The following is a 20,912-nucleotide window of genomic DNA, read 5'->3' as shown; positions in this document are numbered from 1 at the left end:
CTGTGGGGGCCGCAAGTGCTCCGGTAGGGGAATTTTGAATGAATAATCTCGATATTTCCGGTTTCAGAAATTTCGCCGTTCTGTCATACTGATTCTCACGAGAGTGAACTGGCACACAGAACCGATTGGAGCGGCCTTGGTCAGCGTTGGAGCCGAAGTCGACACAGAGAACCAGCAGACCGATCAGCTGAGCATCGGCAGAAGAATTCGATTTTTTCGCAAACAGCGTGGTCTGACGCTGAACGAGCTGGGGCAGGAAGTGGGGCGTGCGGCCTCGCAGATCTCGACGATCGAGAACGGCAAGCGAGAAACTTCTGTCACGCTCCTGGCCGCGATCGCCAAGGCCCTGCGGACCGATGTCGCCGAGCTCATCGACCCCGCCCCGATCGACGAACGGCAGGCCCTCGAGCTCGAGGCCGAACGCAATCAGGCCTCGCCCATGTACTCGTCCCTCGGTCTGCCGCAGGTGCGGATCAAGTCCCTGCCGGCCGATGCGCTCGAGGCGATCGTGGGTCTGCAACGCCAGCTCGGCGAAGCTCTCGAACGCCGCGCGGCCACCCCCGAGGAGGCCCGGCGCGCGAACCGTGAGCTGCGGGACCGGATGCGGGAGAAGAACAACTACTTCGCCGAACTCGAGTCCACCGCGGCCGAGCTGCTCGACCTCGTCGGCTACGAATCGGGCACGGTCTCGCAGCGGCAGACCGCGCTCATCGCCGAGAAGCTCGGCTTCAGCCTCCACTACGTCTCGGACCTGCCGGACTCGACGCGGTCGATCTCCGATACCGCGAACAAGCGGCTCTACCTGCCCAACGCCGATGCCGCGTTCGATCCGCGCTCCCACCTGCTGATGAGCCTGGCCCCGCATGTGCTCGGCTACGACTCGCCGAAGGACTTCCACGAGTTCCTCCAGCAGCGTGTCGAGGCGAACTATCTGGCCGCTGCGATCCTGCTGCCCGAATCGGCGGCTGTGCCGATGCTCGAGGAGGAGAAGAAGAAGCGCGTGCTCTCCGTCGAGCATCTGCGCGATATGTTCGGCGTCGGCTACGAGATGGCCGCGCACCGGTTCACGAACCTCGCCACCGAGCACCTCGGGCTGCCCGTCCATTTCATGAAGGTCCATAACTCGGGCACGATCCACAAGGCGTATTCGAACGACGGCCTGCCCTTCCCCACCGACCCGCTCGGCGCGATCGAGGGGCAGTTCGCCTGCAAGCGCTTCACTTCGCGCACGGTCTTCCGCGTCGCCGACCGCTTCAGCCCCTACTACCAGTACACCGACACCCCGCACGGGTCGTTCTGGTGCACCGCACGCGTCCTGCCGGGCGGCGATTACGCCATCAGCGTCGGCGTTCCGTTCTCCCATGTGCGCTGGTTCGAGGGCAGGGAGTCACAGATCCGCTCGAAGTCCGAATGCCCCGAGCCGTCCTGCTGCCGGCAGGCGCCGCAGGATCTGGCGGAGAAATGGGAGGACCAGGCGCTGCCCTCAGCCCGGATGCATGCTTCGCTGCTGGCCGCGGTGCCGCCGGGCGCGGTGCCCGGTGTCGACGACACCGAGGTCTACGAATTCCTCGAACGCCACTCTCAGTGAGGCGCGGGGTCTTCCGCGAGGGCCTCGCCGAGGCGGACGAGCAGGAGTTCGCGCCACCACAGGTGTTCGTGACCGCCCACGAATGACCGGGCTTCGATGTCGAGTCCGCGGGCGGCGAACTCCGGGACCGCCTCGGCGACGGCATCGGCGATCGCAGTCTCCAGTGTGCCGTAGTCGATGACGAACGCCGGCCGTGGGCAGGTGCCGGGCTCGGGCATGTGATGCCAGATCCTGCGCCCGGCGGCGTCGGTCTGCCAGAACGACGGTGAGAGGCAGATTCCGCGGAAGCGCTGCGGATGGCGGAGGGCGAAGTAGGCGGCGGCCAAACCGCCGTAGGAGGCTCCGGCGACGAGCGTGCGTGCCGCGTGGTCAGGATCGGGCGTCAGGCTCGCGACGAGGTCGAGCACGTCGTCGCAGAAGCGGGGATTCATCACGAGATCGGAGGCCCGCAGGCCAGAGGCGGGCAGGGCGGAACCGCGCGGACCGGAAGGCAGCGTCGACCCTCCCAGGACCGAGTCCGCGACGTCAGCATCGGCAGGTTCATGATCGATCGCGATGACCGCCGACGGAGGCGAGTCGAGTTCCTCGATTGCCGCCAGCAGTCCGCCGTCGACGAACCCTCGCCCGTCGAAGACGACGAGCACCGGTGCCGAGGCGGGCGCCCGCTGCGGACGGCAGATCCAGATCCGCCTCGGCGTGGAATCGAGGGTGACGAGGCGTTCCTCGACATCGCGGGAACCGATGCGGAGCCGATGCGGCTGGAGAGGATCGGGAACAGACCACCGCAGCGGGTGGGCGTCAGGAGCCGCGATCTCGAGGACGCTGATGCCGCGCATGCTGCGCGCCACCCGCAGACCGGGGTGGCGTGTCGGGACGAAGGCACCGTCGAGCGCGTCGAGCCAGGTGGGACGGTCGGCGGTGCTGAGCCCTGTGGGCACGGGCATGAAGTGGAGGCTGCCGCGGAATCCGCGGGGAACCTCGAGGTCGATCGCATACGCGTCGCCGCCCGAGCCCTCCTGCTGGACCATGATCCCTCGGGCAACATCGGCGCGGCCGGTGATTCCGTTGAGGTCGGCGAAGAGGGACTGTTCGGGGCCCGGTCGGCAGTCGGCGGGAATGTTCTCACCACGCAGGAGGATGCGCAGCGTCCAGTCGTCGCGTTCGGATTCCAGGGACCACGTGCACAGCTGCTCTGTTTCGATCATCGACGCCTGCCCGTCAGCGGGCCAGGCCCTCCATGACCCGGTCGACGATGGTCTCGGCGATGGCCAGCGCCGAGGTGGCTCCCCACTTCGGGACGGCCCTGACCATGGTCAGCCGGCCGCGGACGGTCGTGACGAGGTCGTCGATGAGCTCACCGTCGTCGTTCATCGCCTGTGCGCGGACCCCGCGCGAGCCCTCCTCGACGGATGCGGCCTCGAGTCCGGGAACGAATCTGCGCACTCCGTCGACGAACGCCGACCTGCTCACCCTGGGCCTCACGCCGCGGGCCGCGGTCCTGGCGGTCTGCGCGGCGTACTTCCAGAAGCCCTTGAACCGTGCTGTCGATCCGATGTCGCCGAGGTCGAAGCCGCGCCTGTCATAGGTCTCCCGGCCGAGGGCGACGAAGGTGTTGGGGCCCAGGACGAGCGCATCGTCGAGTCCGCGGAGGATCGAGGTCTCGGCGAAGGGGGCGTGCGGGTCGGGCACGGAGCCGACGATGCCGCGGACCGCCTCGGCGCCGGTGGGCGGGACCGTGTAGTGATCGCCGGTGAACGGCACGATCCGGGGCTGTGCGTCCGATCCGGCGGCCACCGCGAGTCGGTCGGCCTGCAGCCCCGCGCAGACGATGACCATGTCGAAGGTGCCCAGGACCTCCTCGGTCGGTGTGTCTGCGGGGCGGGTGTCGGAGCTGCGCGACCACGAACTCGACAGCTTCTCTCGCCACTGTCCGATCGTCGACTCGGCCTGCTTGAACCACTCCTGCTCGCCGAAGCGATCGCGCAGCTCATCGCCGACGCCGATGATCGGCTCCCGGGTCTCGTCACCTCGGTAGGTCCGCGGTCGGTCGTGGACCTGTTCGGCTCGTCGGTCGGCATCATCTGCGGCGGTTTCAGGCTCGTCATCCGCGCCGTGTTCTGCACCGGATTCCGCATCGCGCTCAGCGGGCTCGGCTCGCGCCGGTGCTGTGCGTCCCCGCAGCCGGACCTCGTTGCTCATGACGTCGAATCCGGTCACTTCGGTCCCGAAGCGCATGGTGCCGCCGGCGAGGCGCACATCGGAGGCGAGCTCCTCGGCCAGTGCCGCGAAGTCGGCGACGGCGGCGTGCGGAGCCCACAGCCCGAGGACACCCCTGACTGCGGGTTCGACCTCGCGGATCTCGTGTCGTTCGAGCAGGCGCACGCCGGGGATCGCGTTGTCCTCGGCCCGGGCGAAGAGCTCTTCGAGCCGCTCCGCCTCGTCGGTGTTCTGCGCGATCATCAGCTGTCCGCATTCGCGGTAGGGCACGCCGCGTTCGGCCATATAGGGAATCAGCAGCTGCACGCCTCGGCGGGCGAGCGCGGCCGCGGTGGAGTCGGGGATCTGTTCGAGTCCGGCATCGACGATGCCGGAGGTGTGACCGCTCTGATGTGCGGCCACGGAATCGGCCTTGTCGATGACGGTGACTGCGGCGTCGGGGAGTCTCCTGGTGACCTCGCGAGCTGCGGCGACTCCGAGGACGCCGGCACCGACCACGGCCACTCGTGAAATACTCATACAGCAATCTTGGCACCGTTCGGGATGAAGGAGAAGGATGACGACCGTCTTGGAATGGCCGGGCAAGGCCCAGGCGTTCGCCCTCGGTCGTCGCCTCCTCGATGGTCAGTCCCACCCCCACCTCGGCGATGGCCCGCAGCTGCGCCTCGGCGACGGGGGTGAACCCTACGTTCCCGATCCGCGCGAGAACCTCCTCGTCGTCGGGGACAATCTGCCGGCGCTCACGGCGCTGCTGGCCACGCATCAGGGGCGGGTCAAGGTCGTCTACATCGACCCGCCGTACAACACGGGCAATGCACACACCTACAAGGACCACGGGCACGATCACGCCAGCTGGCTGAATTTCATGACTCCGCGTCTGCTGCTGGCCCGCGAGCTCATGCGCGACGACGGCGTGCTGTTCCTGCACCTCGATGACCAGGAGAGTGCGTGGGCGCAGCTGCTCGGGCATGAGATCTTCGGCGAGGACAATTCGCTGGGCACGCTCATCCATCAGCGCGCCAAGGGCGGGGGCAATGCGCCGTCCTTCGTGCGCGGGCACGACTATGTGCACGTTTGGGGGCGGGACGCGAGCCGGGTGGGGCCGTTCCTCACGGAGAAGAAGTCACCGGCGAAGCTCGAGGTCATCGACGGACACCGGATGCTCGTGGAGACCGATGTGCTGCGTGCCGGGTTCGGACGCTATGCCCGCGGATCCGAGCGGCGGCTGATGTACGAGGACATCCTCGCCGTCAAGGGAGAGAAGAAGCTCGCCGAGGTGGACGCGAAGCTGGACTCGGGCGAGTACATTCTGCGCCCGTGGGGGGAGGCGGGCAAGCACGCGGTGGTGCGGGTGACGCCGGCGGAGAAGGCCAGTTCGAAGATGTACTCGATCATCAAGGCCCTCGGCGGGCAGAACGATCTCGAACCGCTGGGGCTGGCCGGGGTGTTCAGCTATCCGAAGCCCGTGGAACTGGTCAAGGCGCTCGTGGCTTCGCAGACGTTCTTCGATCCCGAGGCCATCGTCCTCGACTTCTTCGCCGGTTCCGGGACCACGGCGCAGGCGGTGATGGCCGCGAACGAACGGGATTCGGGGTCGCGGTCGTTCGTGCTCGTGCAGACCCCGGAGCCCCTGCGATCGAAGAATGCCCGCGCCGTGGCTGCTGCCCAGGACGAGCGGGCCGGGGACGGCGCCGAGGCTGCCTCGGGCGGGACAGGCTCGGGCGGAATCGGCGGGTCTCGCGGGGCAGGCTCGGGCGGAATCGGCGGGTCTCGCGGGGCAGGCTCGGGCGGGGGCGATGGCGACGCCGAGTTCCCGACGATCAGCGAGCTCACCGCCGAACGCATCCGTCGCGCCGCCGACGTCCACTCCCCCGGACTGCCGTTCACCCGGCTCGACGTCGTCGAGGGCGAGTAGGCCTGCACCGCGTTTGTGGTCACTGCACCGAGGCGAAAGACCCGATTCACCGGATTCGCCTCGGCGCAGTGACCACAAACGCCTTGGCCCCGGGTCGGGAGCGTCGCGATCTTCGAGTCTGGCGCGCACAGCTCGTCCGCAGCTCCGCCCTGACCTGACTCGTTCGGCCCTGACCTGACTCGTTCGGCGCTCGCATGTGCTCCGGTCTGTTCGGAGGTCACTGGGAAATGAGACTCTGCGTGCAGACAGTTGGACTCCTCAGTCGGCGCTCGGGTCGAGGTCGTAGGCTCAAGGGTGAGCCTGACGTTCGCTTCGAGGTTGCGGCTCTCACGCCGGAGTCGAGGTGTTCGCACGAGCATCGCCGACCTCGGGGGTCGCATGACCGCAACGACTGAAGCGTCACGGTTCGCCGACAAACGAAGTCTCTGCTGAAAGGGAACAGCCATGTCCGTTGTCGCTATCAATGCCCTCACCGTCCCCGAGGCCGCCCGTCCCGAACTCGAGAAGCGCTTCGCCGAACGCAAGCATTCCGTCGATGACGCCCACGGGTTCGAGGGCTTCCAGCTGCTGCGTCCCGTCGCCGGAGGCGACCAGTACTTCGTCTACACTCAGTGGGCGACCCGCGAGGACTTCGAGAACTGGCGCGCGAACCGCACCTCGGCGCACGAATCCATGGGAAAGAAGCCCGTCACCGAATCTGCGAACCTCCTCGAGTTCGAGGTCGTCGACCTCGGCGAGTGAACGTCACAGTCGAGGTCGTCGACCTCGGCAAGTGAGCGTCACAGTCAAGGACGTCGACCTCGGCAAGTGAGCGTCACAGTCAAGGACGTCGACCTCTGCGTCGGCGTCCTTGATCGATTCACCGGGTATCTCAACGGTCTTCGGGCAGTCGGGCGATCGACTCTCCAGTAACTTTCAGAATCCTGCTACTCTGCCTCTCGGAGCTCGCGCGCGTCGACTCGCGCCCGCGGCGCACCACTTATCCATCCACAGAGAAGTGACGAGGTATCCCATGAGTCAGCCTGAAACCCAGACCGTCTCCGATGACCGGGGACATGGCTTCGTCCGCGCCCTCGGCACGGTTGACGCCCTCTTCATCGGCTTCGGTGCCATGATCGGCTTCGGCTGGGTCGTGCTCACCGGAGAATGGCTCAACGGCGCCGGCACGCTCGGCGCGATCATCGCCTTCGCCGTCGGCGGCGTCATCATGTGCTTCGTCGGCACCGTGTATTCGGAGATGGTCGCGGCCATGCCACATGCCGGCGGTGAGCACAACTACCTCATCCGTGCGATGGGTCCTCGCGTTTCGCTGTTCGGCTCCTGGGCCATCACCGGCGGCTACATCAGCGTCGTGATGTTCGAGGCCGTATCGGTGCCGAAGACCGCGCTCTATCTGTTTCCGAACCTCGAACAGATCAAGCTGTGGAACGTCGCCGGCTTCGACGTCTACCTCACCTGGGCCCTGGTCGGCACGATCACCGCGATCATCATCGCCTTCGTGAACATCCGCGGAGTCAAGGTCGCCTCCTTGGTGCAGACTTTCGTCGTGTGGTTCCTCATCATCGTCGGCCTCATGCTGTTGACCGGCGGCTTCGTCGGCGGCAAGCTCGAGAACACCGAGCCGCTGTTCACCGGAGGCGGCGCCGGCTTCATCGGTGTCATGGCCGTCGTGCCGTTCCTCTTCGTCGGCTTCGACGTCATCCCGCAGTCCGCCGAGGAAGTCAAGCTTCCTCCGGCCAAGATCGGCAAACTCGTCGTCCTCTCGGTCATCATGGCGATCGTCTTCTACGTCGTCATCATCGGCACGACGTCCATGGCGATGCCCGCCGACCAGATGGGCACCCACGATCTCGTCACCGCCGATGCCCTGTCGATCATGTTCGACTCGACCGTGTGGGGCAAGATCGTCATCGCCGGCGGTCTGGCCGGCATCATCACCTCGTGGAACGCCTTCCTCATGGGCTCATCCCGCCTGATGTGGGCGATGTCCGCGGCAGGCATGATCCCAAAGTGGTTCGGCAAGCTGCACCCGAAGTACCGCACCCCGTCGAACGCCATCATCTTCATCGGCCTCCTCTCGGCGATCGCGCCGTTCTTCGGCACCGCCGCCCTCGGCTGGATCGTCGACGCGGGATCGCCGGCCATCGTCATCGCTTACTTCCTCGTCAGCGTCGGCTTCCTCATCCTGCGCAAGCGCGAACCGAACATGGAACGGCCTCTGCGCATCGGAGGACCGCGCAACGGCGGCGTGATCATCGGCGTGATCTCCTCGGTGCTCACGCTCATCCTCTTCATCCTCTACATCCCGATCACCCCGGTCTCGGCCCAGCTGGCGTGGCAGTCGTGGGTGGGCTTCGCCGTGTGGCTGCTCGTCGGCATCTGGTTCATGTTCAGACTGCCCACCGGCATCAAGGCCGGCCCGAACGCGGAGACCGAACTTCTCGCCAAGGTCAAGGCCCTCCGCGGAAAGTAGACGCGGCTGAGCCAGCGCGGACACCTCGCGTCGCCGGCACCCGAGCACAGCACCCCTCGTCGCTGGTCGCATAGCCTCCCGTTTCAACGGGACGATATGCGGCTAACGGTGAGGGGGGCGTTTCTATCTGTAGGAGGTGCCGCGAAGGGTAGGAGGTGTTGCGGACCGTACGTGATGCTGCGAAGGGTACGTGGTGCCGCCAACGGCAGGAGGTGCTGCGAGCGGTGAGTGCTGCGAACTCCGCTCGGGGGAGGAAGCAGACTGCGGATGTGCGAACGCGGCCGCCGGCTCTGGGCAGCAGCGACCGCGCTCGGATTGTGGGCCGCGCTCGGCGTCAGCTCGAATCGAGAGGACTCTCGGCGTGCGAGAGTGCTCTCGAGACGAGACGGCGCTCGGCGCGAGCGGCGTGGTCAGACAGCGGCGTCGAGGCCGCGCATCTTCAGACGCTCTCGCTGGTTGGGGTTGACGCTGGGGCGGAACGGCATCTCGACCACCTCGGCGCGAACCGGTTCGCCCGGCTTGTCGGCGAAGGGCTCGGGCAGGTGCACCCAGTACTCGGTGCCGAGGGCCGTCGCCTCGACGGGCACATAGGCCATGGCGATGTTCGCCTCGAGCTCCGGTGAGTACCACGGCGAGGTCACGTACCCGACTGCCTCCCCACCGGAGGTGGCGGAGACGAGCCAGAAGTCAGGCGCGTAGTCGGTGATCGGTTTGCCTCCGACCAGCAGTCCGACCAGCTGGTTGCGATACGGCGGTGTGCCGGCCTCGATCTGCTCCCGCACCTCCTCGAGCCGAGCCTTGCCGATGTAGTCGGCCTCCTTCTTCCGGGGCACCTGGTAAGACAGGTTGACCTGGAACGGCAGGGTCTCGAAGTCCATGTCCTGTCCCCAGGAGAGGATGCCGGCGGCGATCCTGCGATGGTGGCTGGGTGCGACGACCCTGAGGTTGTAGGGCACCCCGGCCTCGAGGACGGCGTTCCACATGTCCTCAGCGTACTTCGTCGCCTCCTTGAGGTAGATCTCGTAGCCCTTCTCGCCCGTGAACCCGGTCTGAGAGATGATGACGTCGTGACCGCCGACCTGAGCCTCCATGAGGCCGAAGCTCGGCAGCGTGCGCCCTTCCTCACCGACGAGATCGGCGATGACGTCCACGGACTTCGGACCCTGGACCTGCACCGGTGCGACGTCGATCTCCTGGATCGTGACGTCGAACCGTCCGCCGACGTTGACCCCCTGCAACCAGAGCATGAGGTCGGTGTCGGAGAGGCTGAACCAGAATTCGTCGATGCCGACGCGCAGCAGGATCGGATCGTTGAGGATGCCGCCGGCCTCATTGCACAGGATGACGTAGCGGGCCCGCATGACCGGGATCTTCGTCGCATCACGGGTGATGACGAAGTTGACGAACGCCTCGGCGTCGGGGCCTTTGACCTGGATCTGGCGTTCGACCGCCACGTTCCACAGGGTCACGTCATTGACGAGGGACTGGTACTCGGCCATCATCCCGCCGTCTTCGCGGGGGATGTAGCCGCGCGGATGGTACATGCGGTTGTAGATCGACGCCCGCCAGCAGCCCTGCTGCATGGACAGCTCCCAGTATGGGGACTTGCGGACGCGGGTGTCGATGAGCATCTCGACCGGAGTCGGGCCGGACTGACGTAGGTTGATCGGGACTTCTCTGTCGCTTTGATCCACTGACGGGACGTTGTTGTCCATGGTGTTCCCCCTGCTCGCACAGTTTTATATTATGGAACTCAATTCCCATATTATGGGTATAATGAGTGTAAGATCGAATACACCGGGACGCAAGGGACTCGATCCCCGAGTTTCACGGATCGGGCTTTCGAGAAGGAGACGAGGATGTCAAAGGCAACGCTGCGCACGCTTCTCAGCACCGCCCGCTACGAGATCCTGCCGACGGCAGGAGTCGTCGACCGCATCGAGGAGCACATCGCCCCCGGCCGCGAGATCACGGTCACCGCCTCGACGGGGCTGAGCCTCGAAGCGACCATCGCGACCGCCGAGCAGCTGCAGGCGTTCGGCTTCCATGCCGTGCCGCACGTCGCCGCGCGCATGGTCCAGGGCAGGACCGAGCTCGAAGAGATCGTCGGCCGACTCGCCGAGGCGGGGGTCGACCGGATCTTCGTCCCCGCCGGTGACGCCACTCCCCCTGCCGGCGGCTACGCAGGAGCCCTCGACCTGCTCTTCGACCTCTCGAGCATGGCGGCGCCGTTCCAGCACATCGGCGTGAGCGCCTACCCCGAGTCCCATCCGCTCATCTCCGATGACGTGACCGTCCAGGCCATGTGGGACAAGCGCGACTACGCTACGCACATCGTGTCCAACCTGTGCTTCGACCCGGCGACGATCGCCGCGTGGCTGCCGAGAGTGCGCTCGCGCGGAATCGAGCTTCCGGTCATCCTCGGCATCGCCGGCAAGGTCGAGCTGGGCAAGCTCGCACGGGTGGCGACGAAGATCGGCGTCGGCGAGTCCACGCGGTTCCTGCGCAAGAACACTGCGACGTTCACTCGGATGGCCAAACCTGGCGGCTACAATCCGCGGAAGTTCCTCGACAAGCTCGCTCCGGTCCTCGACGACGCCTCCATGGGCGTGGCCGGCCTGCACATCTACACGTTCAATCAGATCAAGGACACCGAGGTCTGGCGGCGCAAGCAGCTCGCAGCGCTCGGCGGGGCCGAGGAGTTCACCAGCCTGCAGTAAGCGAGCCGCCGCTCGGTCACTCGATCACTCGGTCACCGCTCAGTCGCTGCGGGAGGATCTGCCCGAGAAGTGGGCGCGATCGGACACTTTCTGCGGCCGAAACTATCCGATTGCGACCACCTCTCGCTTCGGAGGCGCCCGACGGGCAGACCGCTCGCCCTACCGGTGGGCGACCTTGCGCTTGAGTGTGCGCGAGAGCAGCCCCGCCTCGTCGGCCAGCAGCGCACCGAGCTTCTGATGATGATCGGCGATGCGCATCGTCGGCCCCGAGATGCCGACGGCCGCGACCACGTCACCGTCGACGCCGAACACCGGCGCGGCCAGCGCGTCGAGGCCGACCTCGAACTCCTCGTGCACGATGGCGAAGCCGCGTTCGCGCACCTCGGCGAGGTTGTCGGTCAGCTCCTTGCGCGAACCCAGTGTGCGCTCCGTGCGCCGCTCAAGACGTCCCGTCGGCAGCGGGATGACGTCGAAGGCGTACATGATCTTGCCCAGCGCCGAGCAGTGCGGCGGAACGTCGACATCGACCCAGTTCGTGGCACCGAGGACGAAGGTCGAATCGACCTGGGCGACCTGCACGACCCCCTTGGGCCCCGGCACGGCCAGGTTGACCGTCTCCCCGGTCTCCTCGCTCAGGCGCTGCAGGGTCGGATCGGCCGCAGCGACGAGGTTCTCGACCCGGTCGAAGCGCGAGGCGTAGGTGGCGAAGAGCGGGCCGCCGCGATAGAGCCCGTCCCCGTCACGCTCGACCAGCCCGTTGCGCTCGAGCGCCGAAAGCAGACGCGAAACCGTCGAACGGGCCAATTCTGTCGCGTCGACGACCTCGGTGTAGGAGATCGGGTCGTCGGATCGGACGACCAGCGACAGTATCTCGGCCGCCCGGTCGATCGACTGGGTCCCATTGCTCATCGTGCTCAGCTCCGTCGGGGACAGTGAGGCCGGCGGACGCGGTCCACCAGCCGGACTCACCCTACCTCACACGGTCGGGCTCTGGTCGGGTTGCGCTTCGTGCGTTACAGTTTCGAAATGAGCAACAATGGGCCCGGCTCCGGCACCGTCCAGTCCGTCGATCGGGCCGTGACGATCCTCGAGATCATCGCCCGCACCGGACTGGCGGGCATCACCGAGATCGCCGGCGAGCTCGGGGTGCACAAGTCGACCGCCTCGCGCATCGTCGCCACCCTCGAGGCCCGCGGGCTCGTCGAGCAGGACCAGCATCGCGGAAAGTACCGCCTGGGTCTGTCGATCCTCCGTCTGGCCGGAGCGACGACCGCGCGGCTGGACATCGTCCAGGAGGCGCGGCCGATCGCGAAGATGCTCGCCGAGGCGACCGGGGAGACCATCAATGTCGCCGTGCTCTCCGACGGCGCCGCCCTGTATCTCGACCAGGCCGCATCCACTGCCTCGGTGCAGAGCCACAACTGGGTCGGCCAGCGCATCCCCCTGCACGCGACTTCGAACGGCAAGGTCCTGCTCTCGGGAATGAGCGAGGCGAGCATCCGCTCGACCCTGGCCGCGAAGCTGCCGAGCTTCACCCCGCACACCGTGACCTCGATCCCGCAGCTGCTCACCCAGATCGCCGAGGTGGCCGCGGACGGGTTCTCGCTCGTCGTCGATGAGCTCGAGGTCGGCCTCACCGCCGTGTCGGCCCCCGTGCGCAATGCCCACGGCGACGTCATCGCCTCGATCTCCGCCTCCGGCCCGAGTTTCCGCTTCACCGAGGAGAGGGCCCGCTCCGCGCGGGACCTCCTCACCTCGGCCGCCGCCGACATCTCCGCCCGCCTCGGCTGGCGCGAACACTGACCGACCCCTTGACACGCCCGTCTCCGCAGGGGGACGATCATCATACAAAGTTCCACATCGCGCACCTCGTTGCATATTTCGCAACAGTGTCGGTGAAGGCGAAGAAGCCTTCAGAGAGGAGCCGCCCATGGCTTCCATTCCCGCCCAGGCAAGCGTCGTCGTTGTCGGAGCCGGCATCGTCGGCAACAGCCTCGTCCACCATCTCGCCGAGCTCGGCTGGACGGACATCGTCCAGGTCGACAAGGGCCCTCTGCCGAATCCAGGCGGCTCGACCGGGCACGCCTCGAATTTCATCTTCCCCGTCGACCACTCGCGCGAGATCACCGACCTCACGCTCGACAGCATGCGCCAATACAAGGAGCTCGGCGTCTTCACCGAGTCCGGCGGATTCGAGGTCGCCCGCACCGAGGAGCGGATGCAGGAGCTCAGGCGGCGCATGGCCTCGGCTCGGGCCTGGGGCATCGAATCGGAGCTCGTCACCCCCGCAGAGGTCGCCGAGAAGGTGCCCTTCCTCGATCCCGAGGTCATCGTCGGCGCCTTCTGGACGCCCACCGTCGGAGTCGTCGACTCGGTGCGCGCGGGCACGATGATGCGCGAATCCGCCGAATCCAAGGGTGCGCTGACGGTGTCACCCAACACCGAGGTGACCGGCATCGACGTCGAAGACGGCCGGATCGCGCGCGTGCACACGACGAAGGGCGAGATCGCCACGGAGCGCATCCTCGTCGCCTGCGGAGTGTGGTCGCCGCGCATCGCAGCCATGGCCGGCGCCTCGATCCCGCTGTCGCCGGCGGTGCACCAGATGATCAGCGTCGGACCCGTCCCCCAGCTGGCCGAGCGCCCCGGCGAGATCTCGTTCCCGATCGTGCGCGATATGGACACATTCTGCTATGAGCGCCAACACGGTTCGGACATGGAGATCGGCTCCTACGCCCACCGGCCGATCCTCCACGAGCCCGACGACATCCCCTCGAACGAATCCGCGAAGCTCTCCCCCACGGAGATGCCCTTCACCGATGAGGACTTCGATCCGCAGCTCGAACAGGCCGTCGAACTCATGCCCGAGGTGCTGTCGAACCCCGAGGTCGAGATCCGCTACGCGATCAACGGTCTCCTCTCGCTGACCCCGGACGGGCCCGCCGTCCTCGGCGAATCGCCGGAGGTCAAGGGCCTGTGGTCGGCGGCGGCCGTATGGATCAAGGAGGGGCCGGGAGTCGGCCGGGCGGTGGCCGAATGGATGACGCACGGTCTGCCGGAGATCGACGTTCAGGCCGCCGACATCGCCCGCTTCCACTCCCACCAGCGCACCCGCACCCATGTGCAGGCGCGCACCTCGGAAGGCTTCAACAAGACCTACGGCATCGTCCACCCCGCAGAGCAGTGGAACTCCGATCGCAATATCCGCCTCTCCCCCATGCATGAGCGGGAGAAGGAGCTGTCCGCAGTGTTCTTCGAAGCCGGAGGCTGGGAGCGGCCGCAGTGGTACGAATCGAATGCGGGCCTGCTCGAGGAGTTCGGTGAGGCCGTGATGGACCGCAGCGCCGAGTGGGACTCCCGCTGGTGGTCGCCGATCATCAATGCCGAACACCTGGCCCTGCGCAAGCGTGCCGGGCTCGTCGACCTCTCGAGCTTCGTCATCTTCGATGTCTTCGGCCCTGCCGCCCTCGACGCGGTCCAACGGATCGCGCTGGCGCAGATGGATGTCACCATCGGCCGCGTCGTCTACACTCCGATCCTCGATGAGGGCGGCGGCTTCCGCTCGGATCTGACGATCATGCGGCTGGCCCACGACCGGTTCCGCGTCGTCACCGGCGCAGCCCACGGCATGGTCGATCTCAAGTGGTTCGCCGACCGGCTGCCCGAGACCGGTGCCCAGATCGCCGATCTCACGAGCTCGTGGACGACGATCGGCCTCTGGGGACCGCGGGCCCGCGACATCCTCGGCGCCGTCACCGATGCCGACGTCTCCCATGAGGGGTTCCGGTTCGGCACCTGCCGGACCATCGAGATCGACTCGCTCGAGGTGCTCGCCTCCCGCATCTCCTATGTCGGCGACCTCGGCTGGGAGCTCTACGTGCCGATGGAATCGGGGCTGAAGCTCTGGGACCTCCTCTTCGACGCAGGCCGCGAACACGGCCTCGTCCCAGTCGGCCTCGGCGTCTACGGCACCACCGGCCGGATCGAGAAGGGCTACCGCGCGTTCGGGGCCGAACTCGATTCCGAGCGCAGCGTCGTCGAGGTCGGAATGAGCAGGCCGAAGGTCAAACCTCAGGACTTCATCGGCAGGGACGCTCATCTGCGGCACCGCGAGGCCGAGCCGAAGACGGTGCTGTGCTCGCTCACCGTGGACGACCACACGAGCTCCAGCGGCGAGAAGCGCTTCATGCTCGGCGGGGAACCCATTGTCTCCGCGAACGGTGAGCCGCTGGTCGACGGGCACGGACGGGGCGCCTACGTCACCTCGGCGGGCTCGGCTCCGAGCCTCGGCAAGCACGTCCTCATGGCCTTCCTCCCGCCCGCCGAGGCGGTGCTGGGCAACCGTCTCCAGGTCGTCTACATGGAGGAGTTCTATCCGGTGACCGTGGCGTCGGTCGACTCCACGTCGCTGTTCGATCCCGAGAACGAACGCATCAGGAGCTGACGATGAATATTCTCGTGTGCATCAAGCGCGTCCCCGACATCGCCGGCAGCGTCACCCTCGACGACACAGGTGCGGGCATCGACGAGTCCGGCCTCGGCCACACGATGTCCTCGCACGAGGAGTGCGCGGTCGAGCTCGCGATCGGCACCGCCGCCGCGACCGGGGGCACGGTCACCGTGCTCACCGTTGGCCCCGCCGAGGCGGTCGAACAGCTGCGCGCGGCCGTGGCCGTAGGCGCGAACGACGGCATCCTCATCGAGACCGCCGACCCGGCCGCGTTCGGACCGGAGGACATCGCCCAGGTCATCGGCGACGTCGTCCGCGACCGGGCCGAGTCGGGACAGACGTTCGATCTCGTGCTGCTGGGCGACGACGCCGCCGACACCGGCGACTTCCAGGTCGGCATCCGCTTGGCCTACGACCTCGGATACCCGGTGCTGTCGAACATCCAGACGCTCAGCCCGACCGACTCCGGCGGCATCGAGGCGCGCGGGATCGGGCCGGCGGGCACCGAGATCTTCACCGTCGATCTGCCGGCCGTCATCGCCGTCCACGAGGGCGGAGTCGACCCGCGCTACCCGTCGATCACCGGACGCATGAAGGCGAAGAGGGCCCCTATCGCCGAATACGACGCGCCGGAGCCCGGTGCCGGCAATCCGCGCATCCGGCTCGAACTGCCGGAGGTCAAGCAGAGTTCGGTGACCGTCCTCGGCGAAGGCCCCGAGGCGGCGCCGGCCCTGGTCGATGTCCTCGAAGAGATCGGAGTGATCCGGCCATGACACTCGTATTCGTCGAAACCGATGCCGACGGCCAGGTGACGCTCACCTCGGCCGAGGCCGTCACCTTCGCCCGCATCCACGCCAGGACGCTGCTCTCCCTTCTGCCTGACGGCGGCGCTTCGAACGCGGGCAACACGGAAGCGGTGGTGGTCGGCGACCTCAGCGAGGACGCCGTCGCCGAACTCGGGCGGCTGGGAGTGGAGACCATCCACCATCTCGAGCATCCGGAGCTCGAGGAGTATTCGGCGGCCGCCTGGGCGCAGGCGATCGTCGACATCGCGCCCGCGTCCGGCACGCTGCTGGCCTCGGGAACACCGCGGGGTATGGAGCTCATGGCCCATGCCGCGGTCCGGACAGGCGAACGCATGGCGGCCAATGTCGTCTCCGCCGATGACGACGGGCTGCTGCGGCAGGTCTTCGGCGGGACCGCGTTCGAGAGGCTCCGCCTGGACGGCAACCTGCAGGTGCTCACCGTCGCCGGCCACGCCTGCACCCCTGAGGAGACGACCCCGGCGGACCCGGAGGTCCTCGAGTACGAACTCGAGATCGCCGAGGAGGACCTGCGCACCCGTGTCGTACGCACCGAGACCGAGGACGCCGACGACGCTTCGGGACTGACCTCCGCACGAGCCGTGGTCGGAGCCGGTCGCGGAGTGGGCTCGGAGAACGGCTTCGGCGAGGTCCTCGAACTCGTCGACCACCTCGGCGGGGCCCTGGGCGTCTCTCGTGTGGTCACGGGCCTCGGGTGGCGGCCGCATGTCGAGCAGGTCGGCCAGACAGGCAGCCGGATCTCGCCTGACGTCTACATCGCCTGCGGGATCTCGGGCGCGATCCAGCACATGGCCGGCGTCGAGGGAGCGAAGACGCTCGTGGCCATCAACACCGACGAGGAGGCGACGATGGTCCAGCGTGCGGACTATGCGATCATCGGCGATCTCCACGAGGTGGTCGCCGCCGTCAACGAGGAGATCGTCCGTCGCCGGGGGTGACCGTCCCCTTTGCCAGGGATGAACTGCCCTTTGCCGGGGCTGAGTCGCCCCAAGAGCCGGATATACTGCGAGCGGGAGTCCACGTCGGTTCCCGCTCGCATCCTCAAGCTGTCAAGGCGGCACCCGTGTTCTCCTCTCCTTCTCACCATGTTGCGGTCCCAGCCGATCCGCACGACCGCCCTCGCAGCATCGTGAGTGCCCTACAGTGACGCGTTTCGGACGGTTCGTCCGGCTGGCTTTCCTCGCCGGGGATGTCCGCGCTTTCAGGCTCATCAACCAGCTCGCGTTCGCGTTGCTACTCGGCTTCACCACGGTGCTGCTCGACGCGCTCAGAGCCGAGAACCACCGCGACCTGTGGATGTTCGCCGGCATCGGCGTGCTCGTCCTTGCCACGGCCAGTGCCTTCGCGCCCGAACGCTTCGGCCGTTCGAAGCTGCCCGACTTCATCCTCCCTCTCCTCGACTTCATCGCCCTGGGCCTGTGCCGGTTCGGAACCTACCCCGATGGCGGTGCACTCTCGACTCTCGCGTTCATCCCCACCGTCTGGCTGGTCTTCGCTCTGCGCACCCGCGGCGCCATCGTCGCCACGGCGGCGGTGCTCGTGTCGGTGTCCTCGGTCAGCCTCTTCGGCAGCTCAACTGGTTCCGTCGACGCCGCTCAGATCCTCCTCACTGCTGTCCTGCCCGTAGCAGTGGTCTTCGTCGCCGGCATCATCATCGGTTTCGACCTCCGTCTTCGCGCGGGCAATCGCCGCCTGCTCACGGCACTGTCCGTCCAGGAGCGTCTCACCGGCGAAGCCAAACGCACCGCTGCTGTGCTGCGTGCGACCGGAGAGAGTCTCGACGTAGGAGTGCTCGCACTCGATGAAACGGGCGAACCGATCTTCGAGAATCCGGCCTTCACACAGCACTGCGCCGAACTCCTGTCCCTCGAGGCGGACCAGCACGAGGGTGCGCCGCGGATCTTCGAATCCGATGGCGCTACGCCACTGACACAGGCGCGGAACCCGCTCAACCGCGCGCACCGTGGCGAGAGCTTCAAAGACGAACTCATCTGGGTCGGCGAGTGCGGGGACGGGCAGAGGGCGCTGTCGGTGAGTGCAAAAGGCCTATCACGGCATTCCTCTCTGGCACCGCGAACCATCGTCCTCAGCTACGACGTCACCACCACCCAGCACCTGATGCGCTCCCGTGAGGAGTTCACAGCCTCGGTCTCCCATGAGCTGCGCACCCCACTGACATCGATCATCGGCTACACGGAGCTCGCCCTCGACGAACTCGTCGACGATCCCGCGACTGAGCATTCGGCCGCGGTCGGCCACCTCGGCGTCATCCAGCGCAACTCCGAACAGCTCTTCGCCCTCGTCGAGGACATCCTGCTCGAACAGCAGGCCGGCTCGCACCGTCTGCGGCTCCAGCGGACGGACCTCGATCTGGGTGCTCTCATCGAAGAGGTCATCGGCGCACTGTGTCCTGCGGCCACCGAGCACGGCGTCCGACTCTCACTCGGCGAGATCGACCATCTGCACATCAACGCCGACGAGAAGCGGCTGACCCAGGTGCTCACGAACCTCGTCTTCAACGGCATCAAGTATTCGGGAACGGGACGGACGGTCACCGTGAGATCAGCCGTGGAGGCCGCCGGCATCGGATTCGACGTCGTCGACGATGGACGCGGCATCGACTCCGCCGACCTCGACCGCCTGTTCTCGCCCTTCTTCCGCGGCACGGCAGCACAGACGTCGACGAAGCGCGGGGTCGGTCTCGGCCTCGCCGTGACCAAGAGCATCGTCGACGCTCACGGCGGAACGATCACGGTCGACTCCGCCCTGGGCCGCGGCACGCGGTTCAGCGTGCGCATCCCGACGACCGGGGAAGGGGCGACACTGTGACGAGCAGCGAAGTCGAGGAGGCGACGTTGCAGGACCTCCCCCGAACGATCGTCATCACACCGCTGGCGTTCATCGCCTCACTCGTCTATGGGGCACTCGCGGGATACATCTTCTGCTTCTCCGGTGCGTTCGGCTCCTTGGGACGACACTGGTGGTACGACATCGCCCTCATCACCATCACGATCACTGCTTCGCTGTCACTGGCCTACGTCAGCATGCTCGTTCTGGCCTACACCAGGCGCCGGAACGTCCACCACGGCGATCCCTCGGCCTTCACCTGGCACTTCCTCATCCCCTGCAGGGACGAGGAGAGCGTGGTCGCCGGCACGGTCTCCGCGGCCAGGACGTCCTTCCCTCAGGCACACGTGTGGGTCATCGACGACGCGAGCGAGGACACGACTGCGCTCATCGTGCGTGACCTCATGGACGTCGACGAACGAATCCACCTCATCTCCCGCGTCCCTCCCGAGGCGCGCACGGGCAAGGGCAAAGCGCTCAACGCCGCCTACCGGACGGTCTCGGAATGGATCGGCCAGGATCCCGCCGACCGCGAGCGCGCGATCGTCGGGGTCCTCGATGCCGATGGCTTCCTCTCCGAGAACGCGCTCGAGGTGCTCTCGGGACCGGCGGGCTTCGGCGACGAAGCCCTCGGGGCCGCACAGCTCGAGGTCTGGATGAAGAACCGCAATGACCGAAAGCCGCGCCCCGGCCGCGGTGGTTTCATCAACACGCTCGGCCGATACCTCGTGCGCATGCAGGACATCGAGTTCCGCACCTCGAATTCGGCGATGCAGCAGCTGCGTGTCGCCACCGGCACCGTGGGCATGGGCGGCAATGGTCAGTTCACTCGTCTGTCGGTGCTCGACCGACTGACCGCCGCACATGGCAGCCCCTGGGGCAATAAGCTCAGCGAGGATTATGAACTCGGCCTGAACATCCTCAGCTCGGGTTTCCGCAACGGCTACTTCCCGCAGGCACACGTCTCGCAGGAGGCCCTCCCGTTCTTCCGGCGGCTGCTCACCCAGAGGACGAGGTGGGCTCAGGGAATCATGGAGTGCGCTTCGAACCTCCCCGCGCTGCGCCGCAGCCGCACCCTCACCTTCCCCGGGTTCCTCGAGATCCACTACTTCATGAGCCAGCCCCTGCTGATGATGCTCAACCTCGTTCTCATTCCGACCGTCACCGCCGTCGCAGTCAGCGAGAACCGCTTCGGATTCCTCGACGATGCCGCGACCTGGGTGATGTTCCTGGCAGGTCTCGTCTTCGTCGTGCTGCCCTATGCACTCTGGGGGCCGCTGTACCGACGCTGGGGGCCCGAGCCGATCAGCATCGTCAGCGCCGTGCTGTTCGGCCTCGGCTATCTCGTCTACGTCTACTTCACGTACTTCTACTACCCACGAGCGGTTGCCAGGATGCTCACGGGCCGCAACTCCTGGGCGAAGACCAAACGGAACGCGGATGGAGTGCTCTCTGCGTCGACCTTCACTCCGGCCTCTCTGCAGCCCGTGCCTCTGCTCGATCAGAACAGCCTGGCCGAACTGGCCGAGGAGCTCGAGGGAAGAGACGAATACGCTGCCGAGATCGTCTCGCGCTTCGCGCTCATCTGGCCGCGCCGCCTCGCGAATCTCCAGCAGGCTGTTGCGGCGGAGGGCCCGATAGAGATCGGCGATGCCATCGCAAGCATTCGAGTGTCGGCGACCATGATCGGGGCGAAGCGGCTGCAGGTCGCTGCGGAGGACTTCACCACGATGGTCGAGACCGAGGACCTCGAGGCGGCCCGTTCGGCTCTGCATCGTCTCTCACGCGTGGGAGACGACACTGTCGCCGAGGTGCGCGCCACATTCCTCGACCTGCCCACCCGCGGTCGCCACTGATGTCGTCGGCTCGTTCGAGCCT

The 20,912-nt window shown here is 66.8% G+C and carries 15 protein-coding genes; 11 read left to right on the top strand and 4 right to left on the bottom strand.

Annotated features, from left to right (window positions below; translation table 11 throughout):
• The first annotated feature begins 136 nt into the window (after positions 1 to 136).
• On the top strand, positions 137 to 1,588 hold the full coding sequence (locus tag IIE29_RS14465; protein WP_209326003.1) for an XRE family transcriptional regulator: 1,452 nt from the start codon (positions 137 to 139) through the stop codon (positions 1,586 to 1,588).
• On the opposite strand, the gene IIE29_RS14460 is transcribed toward IIE29_RS14465, so the two are convergent.
• Together IIE29_RS14460 and IIE29_RS14455 are read right to left on the bottom strand one after the other, a co-directional pair.
• Positions 1,582 to 2,793: an alpha/beta hydrolase gene (locus tag IIE29_RS14460; protein WP_209326002.1), complete on the bottom strand. Its 1,212-nt coding sequence runs from the start codon at positions 2,791 to 2,793 to the stop codon at positions 1,582 to 1,584. The genes IIE29_RS14465 and IIE29_RS14460 overlap by 7 nt on opposite strands.
• Before the next feature lie 13 nt (positions 2,794 to 2,806).
• Entirely contained in the window at positions 2,807 to 4,324 is a 1,518-nt protein-coding gene (locus IIE29_RS14455; protein ID WP_216629798.1) for an FAD-dependent oxidoreductase, read from the bottom strand.
• A gap of 37 nt (positions 4,325 to 4,361) precedes the next feature.
• On the opposite strand from IIE29_RS14455, the gene IIE29_RS14450 reads away from it, so the two are divergent.
• The 3 genes from IIE29_RS14450 (at position 4,362) to IIE29_RS14440 (ending at position 8,193) form a co-directional block, all read left to right on the top strand.
• On the top strand, positions 4,362 to 5,720 hold the full coding sequence (locus IIE29_RS14450) for a site-specific DNA-methyltransferase (protein ID WP_209326001.1): 1,359 nt from the start codon (positions 4,362 to 4,364) through the stop codon (positions 5,718 to 5,720).
• Between the two features lie 444 nt (positions 5,721 to 6,164).
• Positions 6,165 to 6,461, top strand: a complete 297-nt coding sequence (locus IIE29_RS14445; RefSeq protein WP_209326000.1) for an antibiotic biosynthesis monooxygenase family protein — start codon at positions 6,165 to 6,167, stop codon at positions 6,459 to 6,461.
• A gap of 271 nt (positions 6,462 to 6,732) precedes the next feature.
• The gene (locus tag IIE29_RS14440) at positions 6,733 to 8,193 is read left to right on the top strand and encodes an APC family permease (RefSeq protein ID WP_209325999.1); all 1,461 of its coding nucleotides are present in this window, start codon (positions 6,733 to 6,735) and stop codon (positions 8,191 to 8,193) included.
• 410 nt (positions 8,194 to 8,603) lie between these two features.
• On the opposite strand, the gene IIE29_RS14435 is transcribed toward IIE29_RS14440, so the two are convergent.
• Positions 8,604 to 9,887, bottom strand: a complete 1,284-nt coding sequence (locus IIE29_RS14435; RefSeq protein ID WP_343071915.1) for a glycine cleavage T C-terminal barrel domain-containing protein — start codon at positions 9,885 to 9,887, stop codon at positions 8,604 to 8,606.
• A 165-nt stretch (positions 9,888 to 10,052) separates the two neighbouring features.
• On the opposite strand from IIE29_RS14435, the gene IIE29_RS14430 reads away from it, so the two are divergent.
• Positions 10,053 to 10,913: a methylenetetrahydrofolate reductase gene (locus IIE29_RS14430; protein WP_209325998.1), complete on the top strand. Its 861-nt coding sequence runs from the start codon at positions 10,053 to 10,055 to the stop codon at positions 10,911 to 10,913.
• 159 nt (positions 10,914 to 11,072) lie between these two features.
• On the opposite strand, the gene IIE29_RS14425 is transcribed toward IIE29_RS14430, so the two are convergent.
• Positions 11,073 to 11,822, bottom strand: a complete 750-nt coding sequence (locus IIE29_RS14425) for an IclR family transcriptional regulator (protein WP_209325997.1) — start codon at positions 11,820 to 11,822, stop codon at positions 11,073 to 11,075.
• A 117-nt stretch (positions 11,823 to 11,939) separates the two neighbouring features.
• Here IIE29_RS14425 and IIE29_RS14420 point away from each other — a divergent pair, with 117 nt between their 5' ends.
• From IIE29_RS14420 to IIE29_RS14395, 6 genes are all read left to right on the top strand, one after another.
• Positions 11,940 to 12,716, top strand: a complete 777-nt coding sequence (locus IIE29_RS14420) for an IclR family transcriptional regulator (protein ID WP_209325996.1) — start codon at positions 11,940 to 11,942, stop codon at positions 12,714 to 12,716.
• Positions 12,717 to 12,843: 127 nt separating this feature from the next.
• Positions 12,844 to 15,357, top strand: a complete 2,514-nt coding sequence (locus IIE29_RS14415; protein ID WP_209325995.1) for a GcvT family protein — start codon at positions 12,844 to 12,846, stop codon at positions 15,355 to 15,357.
• Between the two features lie 2 nt (positions 15,358 to 15,359).
• Positions 15,360 to 16,136, top strand: coding sequence for an electron transfer flavoprotein subunit beta/FixA family protein (locus IIE29_RS14410; RefSeq protein ID WP_209325994.1), 777 nt, complete (start codon positions 15,360 to 15,362; stop codon positions 16,134 to 16,136).
• Complete coding sequence (locus IIE29_RS14405; RefSeq protein WP_209325993.1) at positions 16,133 to 17,125, top strand: electron transfer flavoprotein subunit alpha/FixB family protein; 993 nt, start codon at positions 16,133 to 16,135, stop codon at positions 17,123 to 17,125. Before IIE29_RS14410 ends, IIE29_RS14405 begins: the two co-directional genes overlap by 4 nt.
• A gap of 205 nt (positions 17,126 to 17,330) precedes the next feature.
• On the top strand, positions 17,331 to 19,016 hold the full coding sequence (locus IIE29_RS17170) for a sensor histidine kinase (protein ID WP_209325992.1): 1,686 nt from the start codon (positions 17,331 to 17,333) through the stop codon (positions 19,014 to 19,016).
• Positions 19,013 to 20,890, top strand: a complete 1,878-nt coding sequence (locus IIE29_RS14395) for an XrtP-associated glycosyltransferase (protein WP_343071914.1) — start codon at positions 19,013 to 19,015, stop codon at positions 20,888 to 20,890. Before IIE29_RS17170 ends, IIE29_RS14395 begins: the two co-directional genes overlap by 4 nt.
• Positions 20,891 to 20,912: the final 22 nt, after the last annotated feature.

This window comes from Brevibacterium renqingii (assembly GCF_017808095.1).
Classification (GTDB): domain Bacteria; phylum Actinomycetota; class Actinomycetes; order Actinomycetales; family Brevibacteriaceae; genus Brevibacterium; species Brevibacterium renqingii.
The sequence above is the reverse complement of the archived record's forward strand: the minus strand, read 5'-3'. Positions and strand labels throughout refer to the sequence as shown.

Bases quoted from the DNA above. Each gene is read 5' to 3' on its own strand.
- IIE29_RS14460 (WP_209326002.1), bottom strand. From the start codon at position 2,793: ATGATCGAAACAGAGCAGCTGTGCACGTGGTCCCTGGAATCCGAACGC.
- IIE29_RS14455 (WP_216629798.1), bottom strand. From the start codon at position 4,324: ATGAGTATTTCACGAGTGGCCGTGGTCGGTGCCGGCGTCCTCGGAGTC.
- IIE29_RS14450 (WP_209326001.1), top strand. From the start codon at position 4,362: ATGACGACCGTCTTGGAATGGCCGGGCAAGGCCCAGGCGTTCGCCCTC.
- IIE29_RS14445 (WP_209326000.1), top strand. From the start codon at position 6,165: ATGTCCGTTGTCGCTATCAATGCCCTCACCGTCCCCGAGGCCGCCCGT.
- IIE29_RS14440 (WP_209325999.1), top strand. From the start codon at position 6,733: ATGAGTCAGCCTGAAACCCAGACCGTCTCCGATGACCGGGGACATGGC.
- IIE29_RS14430 (WP_209325998.1), top strand. From the start codon at position 10,053: ATGTCAAAGGCAACGCTGCGCACGCTTCTCAGCACCGCCCGCTACGAG.
- IIE29_RS14425 (WP_209325997.1), bottom strand. From the start codon at position 11,822: ATGAGCAATGGGACCCAGTCGATCGACCGGGCGGCCGAGATACTGTCG.
- IIE29_RS14420 (WP_209325996.1), top strand. From the start codon at position 11,940: ATGAGCAACAATGGGCCCGGCTCCGGCACCGTCCAGTCCGTCGATCGG.
- IIE29_RS14415 (WP_209325995.1), top strand. From the start codon at position 12,844: ATGGCTTCCATTCCCGCCCAGGCAAGCGTCGTCGTTGTCGGAGCCGGC.
- IIE29_RS14410 (WP_209325994.1), top strand. From the start codon at position 15,360: ATGAATATTCTCGTGTGCATCAAGCGCGTCCCCGACATCGCCGGCAGC.
- IIE29_RS14405 (WP_209325993.1), top strand. From the start codon at position 16,133: ATGACACTCGTATTCGTCGAAACCGATGCCGACGGCCAGGTGACGCTC.